Below are 11,930 nucleotides of genomic sequence, written 5' to 3'. Positions count from 1 at the left end.
CCGGCACTTAGAAATCCATCCAGCGCGAGTCCTCGACCAAACCCGCCACTATCGGCGAGGGAATATCCCCATGTCCTCTGAAATCAGCCCTGTGGATTTACAGAATCGCTGTTTTGGACAAGAGTGGTGGTCCATTGGGTTAACGTATCGGTCGACGGGCATCGTCTCGAGGGCAGCTACAAGTTCACGGTGCGCTAGCAGATGATGGCACACTTCCCAACCATGCGGATTTGCGCAGCCGCGCTCTGTGACGTTGCGTATGTAGCCTTGGCGGGTGTTCTGCTCAACCGCCTCTGGTTGGGGAGAACCACCATTTGTGACCGAGGGCTCAGCCTATGCCTGCGTGTGATTTCGATCATCCTGTTGGTTGATCTTCCATTGCAGTTTCTTCTACTTTCGGCATCGATGATAGGAGACACTTCTTGGACAGATGCATGGCATGCGATACCCGACGTCGCGCATACACACTCCGGTCATGTGATAATGGCGAGTTTTTGTTTTGTTCCGTGCTTCTTGACTCTTTCTTTATTTCCCAACTCTCTCGAAAAGAGGAAAGACATTTTAATTGGCGTCGTCCTTTCCCTCGGTCTAATCATCTCCCGGGCGCTTGGCGGGCACGCTGCTTCCGACGGCGACTTCAGCCTTCGCGAAGGAATTCAGTTTCTTCATCTTTCTTCGATTTCCGCGTGGGGAGGAGGAATCCTTGTTGCCGGCTTTTTCACCCTACCCCGACTGGCATGTTTCGATGAACCGGGCAGCGTAGAGCACTTCGGAAAACGTCTTTCGCGAACCGTCACCGTCGCGGTCGCAATCGTGATTCTGAGTGGCATCTACAACTCGTGGAAAGGGCTTGGCGGTTCGCTTTCTCCGCTGCCTCACTCGGCTTGGGGACGCATGCTGCTAATCAAGCTATCTTTGGTGCTCATCGCCTTCGGTCATGGGTTACGTTCACGCCTTCTGTTGAAGGCACGTGAACCTTGGAACCGGAGTCGAACAACAAAGATAAGGCGATGGGTCCGGATTGAAGCTTTCTTCATGCTCCTCATCATTGTCAGTTCGGCATGGCTTGCAAACCTGCCACCCGCCGACATGTAAGAAATGGAGCGGAAGCAATTCGCTTAGGACTTAATCGAGTTTGTTGCGCCCCGAAGAGGCGGCTGAGCTGACGGCGCATCAGGCTTTCATCCGCAGTCCGCTAGCATGAGTGCTGGTTGGCTCACAGATATTCGGCAAGTAATGATCTCCGTTTGAAGTTCCCATGCGGCGCTACTGTCAGTTGCACCTTTTACCATGCAGCCGTAATGTCAGGGTGATTTTGGAAATACTTGTGCACAATGATGCGGTTGATGATGTGCTCGCGAAGACAGAACTTGGAGTTCTCCTCGGAATGGTTGGAGATGACATTTGTTGAGCCCTGAATTCAACAACTGAGGCCGAAATCTCCCGTGATGCAGGTCAATGGGATAAGCCTGCGAAGTGACAAAACGCTCGGGAGGTCACGGCGCAGGTGAATCGGAGGCTTGAAAGGAAACCACCCGCCATTGGTGCGCTTCGCGGACGTACACCTTAGTGAAGTGCCAGTCGTCGGAGACCTTGTTGCCATTCAATGTGCGGGTTCGTAATAAATGACCGGTGACCACAGCCGCGTCCCCATATACGCGTATGTGCAGATCCGAGGTCTCATAGCGCAGGAACTTCATGTGTCCTGATCGGGCGAACCCTAGAGACTCAGCTCGTGTCATGACCGCCATATGCGGAACAGCGACCTCCAGGTCGTTAGCCCACAGGCGGTCTAGCGCCTGCGCGTCGCCAGCGACATGAGCCTGGTTCCACACATCTTCGAGATGCGTCAACTCGCGTGCATCATTATCAGGCGGAGACTGCGAAACACTTCGTGCTGGCATAGCGAACGCCGCTATCAGGAACAATGCGACAGAGACCTCTGATCTCATTGTCGATCCTCCAGGAGTCCTACGGAAATTAACTGATTGCGTACACGATCCACAACGATCTGAGGATGGACCAAACCTATGCCAATTAGCTTGCTCGTCGATTACCCTCATAATTGGCAGATTCGATAACCTGGTATATAGTGATGATTAATTATGGCGTTGGGCGACAGAATTCGGACATCGAGTCCCGTGACTCGAATTCTGTTTGTTGCACTCTTTGCATTTTTGTTGGTCTTCGGTACCACCGTCCAGCTAATGCATTTCCACCCGGACGGTACCGGGCACGCGGATTGCGCGCTTTGCCAAAACGCCCATAACGTCATTCGGCCAACCGCAGCTCCCTGCGTACGGCCCATTTTTCTCGTTGTTCGTCGCGTCGCCCCGCCTTCGGCCCGGCTGTACCGCGAACACGTCTTCTCCTACTCACATTGGAACCGACCTCCTCCTGACCAAACTGCCGTCGCTTAGAACCGTTTCCGAATTCGCGTAGAGCAGCAGACGCGCTGCACACGCGCTTTTCCTATTTTGGAAAAGTGGGCTTGTCCTTCCCCTTTTGCCAATTCGGAAATTCTCGCAGGCGAGCAATCTCAAACAATTGGTGATTCACCAGGAGGTCAGTCCATGCGCACGTCTTCGCGCAACATTCTCTTTTGCCTATTCGCGTTCTTATATTCATCGGCGTTATTGATGCATGCCCAATCCAACTCAGGTTCCCTCGCAGGCGTCGTTACCGACCCATCGGGAGCGGTGATTCCAGGAGCCTCGGTTACGATTCAGAATCCGGTCAGCGGCTACAGCAGAACGACAACAAGCAACGGGACGGGCCATTTCCGATTCTCGAATGTGCCCTTCAATCCCTATCACCTCTCAGTCACAAAACAAGGGTTCGGTGCCTTCGCTCAAGACGTGAACGTCGACTCGATTCTTCCTGTGACTTCCAATATTCAGTTGAAAGTCGGTACTGCCGTTAACACCGTTACGGTCGAAGGAGGCGCCGACCTGATCGAAAACGATCCGACCGACCACACCGACGTAGACAGGGGATTATTCGACAAGTTACCTCTTGAGAGCGCCTCATCCTCGCTCAGTTCGCTGGTAACGCTCGCCTCTCCTGGAGTCGCAGCCGACTCGAACGGGCTGTTCCACGGGTTGGGAGATCACGCGTCCAATTCCTTCTCAGTTGACGGCCAACCCATCAGCGATCAACAGAGCAAAGTCTTTTCCAACCAACTGCCCTCGAACGCCGTCCAGTCTTTGGAGGTAATCGACGGCGCCCCGCCGGCGGAGTACGGGGACAAGACCAGCCTGGTGATTAACGTGACCACCCGGTCTGGCATGGGCCTGACGAAACCTGTTGGCAACATCACCACTTCCTATGGCTCATTCGGAACGGCGACGGGATCAGTTGATCTCGGCTACGGTGGAAAGAATTGGGGCAACTTCTTCGAGATCGATGGATTGAACTCTGGCCGGTTCCTCGATCCACCCGAATTTGCCGTGTTTCATGACAAGGGAAACGAGCAGAACGTATTCGACCGTGTGGATTACCAGATTTCAGCGGCCGATTCGATTCATACAAACTTCAATTACTCTCGCTCCTGGTTCCAGAATCCCAACGCGTATGACAACCTCAATATCTCGAACGTGGTGAGCGGAGGGACATCTGCGAGCCCCGTTTTCGATAACGTCGGAGACACGGATCAGCGGTCGAAGATCGGTACCTACAACATCGCTCCGACCTACACACGAATCTTGAACAAAGATGCAGTTCTAAATGTCGGCGCCTTCGTGCGTCGGGACGGGTACAACTACTATCCGAGTAACAAACCGCTGGCAGACCTCGGGCCCATCCAGGGCCAATCGATCTCACAAGAGCGTTCACTCTTGAACACTGGAGTTCACGCTGAACTGACAATCCAAAAAGGAATCAACAGCATTAAGGCAGGGACAATCTATCAACACACGTTCCTGCGGGAGCATGACAACCTGGGCGTTGTGGATGCGACGTTCAATTCCCCATGCGTCGATGCAGACGGAAACCCTCAACCCGGATTCACCGATCCTTCGCAGTGTGCTGCAGCCGGATTTGTGTCGAACGACCCTTCTGTCGATGGCACCTTTGATCCCACACTTCTGCCATACGACTTGACCCGGAACGGTTCGTTTTACCACTACTTCGGTCACACTGACGTGAAGGAACTCGCCCTCTATATCCAGGATCAGATCAAGGCCGGAAACTGGGTATTCAACGTTGGTATCCGCGGTGACCTCTATAACGGTCTGGCTATCGCGCGGCAGGCCGAGCCTCGCCTTGGAATTGCATACAACGTAAAACAGACCAACACAGTTCTGCGCGTATCCTACGCGAGAACTCTCGAAACGCCATTCAACGAAAACCTGGTGCTCTCGAGCCAGGGATGCCTCAACGATGTGCTCTCTCCATTGCTGGCTTGCACGCCAGGCGTGTCCGGCACGTTAGAGCCGGGCTATCGGAACGAATTCCATGCCGGATTGCAGCAGGCATTCGGAAAGAACTTCGTCATTAGCGGCGACTACATCTGGAAGTACACACACAATGCCTTCGACTTCAGTATCCTGGGGAACACCCCGATTTTCTTTCCGATCGACTGGCATAACTCAAAGATCCCAGGATTCACGCTCCGCGCCGATGTTCCGAATTTCCACGGCCTGTCCGCCTTCGCGGTGATGTCGTCCGTCGCTGCCCGCTTCTTCCCTCCGCAAAATGCCGGTGCAGGCGCGACGGTAGGTCAGGCTGGTCTGCCGTTCCGGATCGACCATGATGAAAACTTCAATCAGACGACTCACGTTCAATATCAGATACCTGGCCGCCTTGGCGCCTGGATCGGCTTCAACTGGCGATTCGATAGCGGACTGGTCGCCGGATCGGTTCCCTGTTACAACGTCACCGATCCCAACAGCCTCTGCAACCCAGCTAACGGCGGCCCATCAATCACCCTACCCGATGGAACACCTGGCATTGACCTCTCCGGTCTCACGCCTGATCAACAATACGAGGCAGGGTTGGCTTGCGACGGCGTGAGCGCCACACCCACTTCCGGCTTCACCAGCTGCGATGCCAGCGGCCTGACTTCGAAGCTAGTCAGTATCCCGGCCCCCGGCACCGAGGATGATGACAAGAAGCCGCCACGTATCTCACCGCGCAACCTGTTCGACGCCTCTATCGGCGATGACAATCTGTTTCACGGCGATAAACGTCGATGGAGCTTGCGTCTCACCGCAGTCAATGTTGCGAACAAAACTGCACTTTACAACTTCCTTTCGACCTTCAGCGGAACGCACTATGTGACTCCACGCGCGCTCACCGCAGAAGTGGGGTTCCACTTCTGACGAGCGGCAGTCCGTCACTCCCACACAGCCAGGCAGCTAGTTTCATCTGCTGCCCCGGTTGTGCGTCCGAAGGAGGCTGCAATGCGAAAGGTGATCACCTTCGACAAAGGCAGTAAGCGGCGGCTTAGGCAGGTTCGATGGAAGCTAATCGAGATCTTCACATTGGCGCTGCTCGCCATCTTTCTATTCGCAACGAGCTTGTTTGTCCTGATGTGGGAGCTAAAGCACGAGCATCCCCTTCAAGAGCCGACCAAGGAGCACCAGTTCAGGGATGCCGAACCCGCAGAACCTTAGCGCCCTGGTTTACTGCATTCTTCGAAGCCAATTTCTGTTCTAGCGAGACTAAGTACCCGGAATCAACAAGCCCTAATTCGGAACACCTGACGCAAGCGTCTCTCTGATGTCGCGTTCAACATCGGTCTTACTGACCACGCCATTCACGTATGCAACGACATCTCCACGTGGAGAGATGTAATAGGTTGTCGGCAGGACCTCAAGCCCTCTATAAAGAGAGCTGACGCGGCTGTCTCCAAGAAGAACGACATAGTCAATGCCCATTCTCCGAACGAAAGGCGCAATTGCCTCTATGCCTCCGTCGTCCATCGATACCCCGACGATTTGCAGTCCTCGCGGACCATACTCTTTCTGGAACTCCTCGAACCAGGGCAGCTCTCGCCTGCACGGTGCGCACCAAGTTGCCCAAAAATTGAGAACAACCGCCTTTCCACGAAAATCGGACAGGTGTACCTGATTGCCATTGAGGTCTCGCAGCTCAAACTCCGGTGCTAGATACGGGTGAGGTAGATGGTGAGTGGTCGGCCGATTCACGAAAAAGAGCAGCGATGCACATACGGCAATCATTGCGGCTCGAAGAAGAGATCTAAGCGTCATGGATTCGTGGAGAGCAAAGACCGGGTGAGATGTTAGCTCACTGTACGCGCAGTTCATTTTCGCGCATCTGAGGGAACCTCAACGCCATGGGTGAATTCTGTGCTGATTGAATTCTTTCGGAAGGTCGAGCAATCCGCCTGCCTCAACTGATCTCGCAGCCCATTCGACCAGAGTTCTGTACTGATTGAAATCGGTAATCTCAGCTAGCCACTGAGAACTTGATTCTGAATTGATTGCGACAACGTTCGGCAGGTCGCAGGGACCAAGACAACCGCTGACCGAGAGCTGGAATCTTTTCAGGAGCCCACGCTTGCGCCACTCCTCCTTCAGCCATTCCACAGGCACTTCCGGGCGGCCATTCTGCGTAGCGCCGCAACAGCAACCCTTGCAAATGATTAGTTGGCCGATCACCCGTCGCTTTGTCTCCAGCATGTCTCCTAGTCTCCCAATCTTGACATATACTCTAGGGGAGTATATTACTCCTTCAAGAGGCCAGCTTGTCCCACACCAGCAAAAACAAAGAACAGATGTTGAGACGGGTCCGCCGTATCAAAGGCCAGGTCGAGGCCATTGAAAGAGCGCTCACTGGAGAAGAGAACGAATGCGAAGAGATCTTGCAGCTCGTTGCTTCCTGTCGTGGGGCACTGAACGGACTGATGGCAGAACTGATCGAGGGCCAGGTGCGGTACCACGTCCTCGTGCCAGGCCAGAAAACGCTTCCGTCCCAGTTGGAAGCCGCTGACGACTTGATTGCGGTGGTAAAGCGCTATTTCAAATGATCCGTGCTTCCGTCCCGAGATCCTCTTAGGAGACGTACATGAGCCCCGTTGCAGAACATTCGAGTAAGTCTCCCGAGCACCAACGTTCGACCGCGCATCCGCAGGATGCAGACAACAAACCCGAAATAAACCATGATGAACACGACCACGAGCATGGCTTTGCGTGGCTGGATGTTGCCCGTGTCCTGTTCGTTGCGCTAGCTGCGGCTGCCGTGTGGTTCCACGTGTGGGAGCCATTTCATCGGGTCAGCGTCATTGGGCTCGCCGCCGCGTTGCTTGGCGGGTACCCGATTTTCAAGGAAGCCTTCGAGAACATCATTGAGCGCAGGATGACGATGGAGCTCTCGATGACCATTGCGCTCGTTGCAGCTCTGACGATCGGTGAGTTCTTCACCGCTTTAGTCATCACGGCGTTCGTCCTTGCTGCCGAAATCCTTGAAGGCCTGACCGTTGGGCGTGGCCGGCGCGCGATTCAGGACATGCTCGACTTCCTCCCACAAACAGCAAGTGTGCTTCGAAATGGGGACTTTGTGGAAGTCGAAACTCAGTCCATCGCTCCAGGCGAAGTCGTGCTGATTCGCCCGGGGAGCCGGATTCCTGTTGACGGCGAGGTCCTGAGCGGTCATTCATTTGTGGAGCAAGCGGCCATCACCGGCGAGCCGATGCCGAGCGAGAAATCATCCGGCAGTGAAGTTTACGCGGGCACAATGAATCAAGCCGGCACGTTGCAAGTCCGGGCCGCCCGCTTGGGCAAAGAGACCACTTTCGGCAAGATCATCGAAGCCGTGGAGCGTGCGGAACACTCTCGTGCCCCGATCCAGAAGATGGCCGACCGGCTCGCAGGATACCTGGTCTACTTCGCGCTTGGCGCCGCCGTACTTACATTCCTCATCACGCACAATATCCGCTCAACTATTTCCGTGGTTATCGTGGCTGGCGCGTGCGGGATCGCCGCCGGTACGCCTCTCGCGATTCTTGGCGCCATCGGACGAGCCGCGCGGACGGGAGCCGTCATCAAAGGCGGAATCTACCTGGAAGCCTTGGGCCAACTCAATACTGTCTTCTTCGACAAGACAGGGACCCTCACCATGGGTACGCCGACGGTCGCCGAGGTCGAGCCAGCGCCTGGAACCGGTGCCGAGACTCTTCTAGCTGCGGCTGCCAGCGCCGAACGGGGTTCTGAACACCCTCTGGGGAAAGCGATCGTGCGCTATGCCAATGAACACGGAGTCATTACCGAAGAGCCCGTCGGCTTCCGATACGAGATCGGACGCGGCATCTCAGCTTTTGTTGGCGGCGAGCACGTGGCAGCAGGTAATCGCAATTTCCTCGAATCCCTGGGTGTCGAAGTGCCTCTCGATCGAAAGGCGAACGCAACCAAGGTGCATGTATCGCGCGCCGGGCAATATGCAGGCCTAATCTCCATCGACGACAAAATCAGAGCTGGTTCTGCAGCCGCGGTACACGCTCTCGAAGGCATGAAGATTCGCGTCGTGTTGCTGACCGGCGATACGAGTGCGGCAGCAGAGGCCGTAGCAAACGAACTCGGCATTTTTCACGTTCACTCTGACTTGCTTCCGGAACAGAAGACAGCCGAAATCGCCGCGAAGACGCGGAGCGGGGAGGTAGTGGCAATGCTGGGGGACGGGATCAATGATGCTCCAGCCCTGAGCGCAGCGACGGTCGGAGTCGCCATGGGTGCAGGAACCGATGTCGCGCGCGAGAGTGCCGACGTAGTTCTCATCGGCAATGACCTGATGAAATTTGTGGAAACCGTCCGGATCGCCCGTAACTGTCGACGAATTATCCTGGAGAACTTCTATGGGACGTTGATCGTCGACACGATTGGCATAGGTCTCGCCGCCGCCGGCTACCTCAACCCGCTGCTCGCAGCCTTTATCCACGTCGCTTCGGAGTTGACCTTTATTGCCAACTCCACTCGCCTGCTTCCGCCCAGAGAGAAAGTGAGGGCGTCGGGCGCCCAGGTTGCAGTTTCTGAAGGATGACTTGAAACGTATGCGGCGTATCGCATATTCCGATCTCATCGGAGTGATTCTTGCCGTCGTGACATGGATCGTGGTCGGTCTCATTTCGATCGTCGCCTTTCGAGCAGTCTTGGCGCATCACTGAGTACGGGTCACAACACGTGCTCTCCACCCCAAAGCTGTCGCCGAATGGGGCTCGGCGGATCACGAGGACTGACGGGGACCACACGTAGCACAGGTACCGTAGACGTAGAATTCGTGTCCTGAGGCGCGAAATCCTTTGGGTAGTTTCGGCCTGCTCTGGGCAACACATCCTTCAAGGTCATACAGTTTCCCGCAGTCGTTGCATTGAAAGTGGTGATGATGCTCTTTGCCCGCCACTTCGTAGCGTGTGGCATCGCCGGGCACTTCGACCGGCTCGAGCCATCGTCCTTTAACCAGGGCCTGAATATTTCTGTATATCGTGGCGATTCCGATAGTCGGATGATATTGCTGCGCCGTTTGGAGAGCCTCTTCCGGTGACAGCGGCCGGTTGGCTCGAGCAAACGCTTCCCGAATTACCATCTTCTGTCGCGTGTTGCGCCTATCCTCTCTTTCCAAATCAGCCTCCATGATGCAGATTGATACCTCGACGCGACACGGCTTGGACCACGGGAGGTTCGCAAGAACATCCACGCGGCTTGATCATTAATGATAATGGTATATCATTAGCATTCATATGAATTCGGAGATTTTTGTAATGACTCGGTGCCGCTATCAGATCGAGGGAATCATAGAATGAACCCCCTGGTTCTAACGTCAATGGCGGCCGTCTCCACTTCGGTCGGTGGTTATTGCGCAGTCTTGCTTCACCGTAGGGTCCAGCTCCTTATGGCGTTCGGGGCGGGAGTGCTTGTCGGGGCCGCCTTTCTCGACCTGCTTCCATCTGCTCTTTCTGCGGCGGCAAATACGGGTGGGCCAAAGATGCTCGTATTTCTCATTGCGGCGCTAGGAGGGCTCCTGATCTTCTCCGTGGGAGAGACAGCTTCGCACTTTTCGACGACTCGTCGCGCCAGCCGCACAGCAGGAAGAGTGAATGCCTGTCTTCTGATCGTTCACAGTACGCTGGACGGAACAGCGATCTTCGCGGCCTCGACAATTTCGCTGCGAATGGGCCTTATCGTGGGATTGGGGATCGTCGCGCATGACATTTGCGATGGATTGAATACGGTCCTTCTCTCGACCGCGGGACAGAAACCGCGATCCTCAGATTATGCATTCCTCGCTCTCGATGCTGGAGCCCCAATCGCCGGCGGATTGATTGCTGCGCACCTCTTTACCGTTTCACCCTCGGCTGTCATGTTCTTTCTGAGTCTGGCAGCAGGCTCTTTCCTCTTCACTGCGTTCTTTGGTCTGCTGCCGGACGCCTGGAGCGCTGGCCGCAGGACGATTGTTCCATGGCTGGGCATTGCCGGATTTCTCCTCGTCTTTTGCCTGACCAGGTTTTTGGGATCATTTCAATAAGCGAGAGGTGTGCTGGCTATACCAAAACTCCCGATTCTGTCTTGCTAGGGCTTGGCCGCGAGCCCAGTTTGAGACTTCGCCGCCTCGTCGTCGTAAGTGGGGAACGGCTGTGGCGTGGAACTGGTGGGCATGGTCATTAGCGTTTCCAGATCCCTCACGACCTGAGCCCATTTCTGCGGATCCCGCTTGGTGGTGATGGGTGCCTCGGGGTTGGAATAAAACGTCTCGATATCCTCCTTAATCCCCAGTGGGATGGGCACCTTGGGCTGGCTTGCCAGAGCGTGCAACAGGTTGGCGTAGGTCTTGTCGGTGAGCCGATAGTCGCCCGGCTGCACCACGTATCCCGTATCCAGATCGCGATTCATCAACGGGTGATTGGGATCGAGTGGATCGACCGGCACATCGGGATACGCGCGCCTGCTCAATATCGTCTTCCTGCGTGCAGCCGGGGGCGTAAACCTCCTCAACACTTGGCGCAGTTCATAGACTGACACTGCAACGCTGTGTACATATTCGCCTTCGGTTTTTACGGTAGGTCCTCTGACGGCGACCTCCCGCAGCGGCCCCACCTTCGGCACGGTGAACAAGAATCCTGCCAGTAACCAGGTCCCGATCCCCGCGTGGCGGCGATATGCATCCCAGTGGTTGAAAGCCGCCATCTCTGAGATCTCGCGATGGAGTTCGATGGCTTCCGGCGTGGTAACATCCGGTGGTTCGTGATGGCGATGCAACAGCGTGACCGCGTATGCGATGCGCGGAATGAAAGCGCGCACTGCAAAGCGGTAGCCTCCCTCGTTCACGCGCTCACGGCGTGTACCTTCGAATCGCTCCGAAAGCCCGTAGGTCTGGTAAAACGCATGCGAAAGCTGCTGCATGGAAACACGCAATCCGATATGCCGCAGATAGTGCAGAGGCGCCATGCGATGATGTGCCACCTCGTCAATGTCGAACGAGAATTCGGCCGCCACATACCGGTGCTCATCCTCTTCGAAAGTCACTACGCGACCGTACTTGCGGCGAAGCTTGTGATATTCATCGGGGACCGCGAGATTCACGGCGAGCGAATGCCCGTAGGTATCGCCGATGTAATGCGAAAGAGCACCAACCGCGAAGGCAAGTTCGTTGGCGTTGTGGGCGTCACGAAAGAGGTTCACCACAAAATCGCCGGTGCGGACATAGTGCATAAGATTTGAGAACGACCTTTGGCCGAGTGGATAGTAGCCGAGGTCCTGGATTACGCAGCCACCATAGGCGTAGGCGCGCGCTTCCTCAAGCTGTTGTTGAGTGAGATTCGGATACCGGCTGAGCAGCAGCGGGACGATGGAGTCGTCCCAAGTCAGGTCGATGAGCTGCTCGTGGGTGAGAAGAGAGTAGGCAGCGGAAGGTGCGGGGAAGATCAGGAGCAGAATGCACAAAACCATACCCACTGACGCCGAGCGGGGACTTGCCAT

At 55.5% G+C, this 11,930-nt stretch carries 10 protein-coding genes; 6 read left to right on the top strand and 4 right to left on the bottom strand.

Features of this window, described 5'->3' with window-relative positions:
- The first annotated feature begins 345 nt into the window (after positions 1–345).
- Complete coding sequence (locus WCA10_RS26925; RefSeq protein ID WP_472825648.1) at positions 346–1,095, top strand: copper resistance D family protein; 750 nt, start codon at positions 346–348, stop codon at positions 1,093–1,095.
- 401 nt (positions 1,096–1,496) lie between these two features.
- Here the strand turns inward: WCA10_RS26925 and WCA10_RS26920 are convergent, their stop codons facing one another.
- Entirely contained in the window at positions 1,497–1,952 is a 456-nt protein-coding gene (locus WCA10_RS26920; protein ID WP_472825647.1) for a nuclear transport factor 2 family protein, read from the bottom strand.
- 621 nt (positions 1,953–2,573) lie between these two features.
- Here WCA10_RS26920 and WCA10_RS26915 point away from each other — a divergent pair.
- A complete protein-coding gene (locus tag WCA10_RS26915; RefSeq protein WP_472825646.1) occupies positions 2,574–5,321 on the top strand; it encodes a carboxypeptidase regulatory-like domain-containing protein in 2,748 nt (915 codons plus the stop codon).
- Between the two features lie 81 nt (positions 5,322–5,402).
- Positions 5,403–5,615 (top strand): hypothetical protein, encoded by a 213-nt coding sequence (locus tag WCA10_RS26910; protein WP_472825645.1) that lies wholly within the window; start codon positions 5,403–5,405, stop codon positions 5,613–5,615.
- 72 nt (positions 5,616–5,687) lie between these two features.
- On the opposite strand, the gene WCA10_RS26905 is transcribed toward WCA10_RS26910, so the two are convergent.
- The gene (locus WCA10_RS26905) at positions 5,688–6,182 is read right to left on the bottom strand and encodes a TlpA disulfide reductase family protein (protein ID WP_472825644.1); all 495 of its coding nucleotides are present in this window, start codon (positions 6,180–6,182) and stop codon (positions 5,688–5,690) included.
- A 557-nt stretch (positions 6,183–6,739) separates the two neighbouring features.
- Between WCA10_RS26905 and WCA10_RS26900 the strand changes: the two genes are divergently transcribed.
- Positions 6,740–6,991 (top strand): metal/formaldehyde-sensitive transcriptional repressor, encoded by a 252-nt coding sequence (locus WCA10_RS26900; RefSeq protein ID WP_472825643.1) that lies wholly within the window; start codon positions 6,740–6,742, stop codon positions 6,989–6,991.
- Between the two features lie 38 nt (positions 6,992–7,029).
- On the top strand, positions 7,030–8,997 hold the full coding sequence (locus tag WCA10_RS26895; protein ID WP_472825642.1) for a heavy metal translocating P-type ATPase: 1,968 nt from the start codon (positions 7,030–7,032) through the stop codon (positions 8,995–8,997).
- 183 nt (positions 8,998–9,180) lie between these two features.
- Here WCA10_RS26895 and WCA10_RS26890 read toward each other — a convergent pair whose 3' ends face one another.
- A complete protein-coding gene (locus WCA10_RS26890) occupies positions 9,181–9,588 on the bottom strand; it encodes a Fur family transcriptional regulator (protein WP_472825641.1) in 408 nt (135 codons plus the stop codon).
- Between the two features lie 165 nt (positions 9,589–9,753).
- Between WCA10_RS26890 and WCA10_RS26885 the strand changes: the two genes are divergently transcribed.
- Complete coding sequence (locus WCA10_RS26885; protein WP_472825640.1) at positions 9,754–10,479, top strand: ZIP family metal transporter; 726 nt, start codon at positions 9,754–9,756, stop codon at positions 10,477–10,479.
- Positions 10,480–10,523: 44 nt separating this feature from the next.
- Here WCA10_RS26885 and WCA10_RS26880 read toward each other — a convergent pair whose 3' ends face one another.
- Positions 10,524–11,930, bottom strand: coding sequence for a zinc dependent phospholipase C family protein (locus WCA10_RS26880; RefSeq protein ID WP_472825639.1), 1,407 nt, complete (start codon positions 11,928–11,930; stop codon positions 10,524–10,526).

It is taken from the genome of Occallatibacter sp. (assembly GCF_049582745.1).
Taxonomy (GTDB): Bacteria; Acidobacteriota; Terriglobia; order Terriglobales; family Acidobacteriaceae; genus Telmatobacter.
Note: the sequence above shows the minus strand (reverse complement) of the source record. Positions and strands in the feature narration are given on the sequence as shown.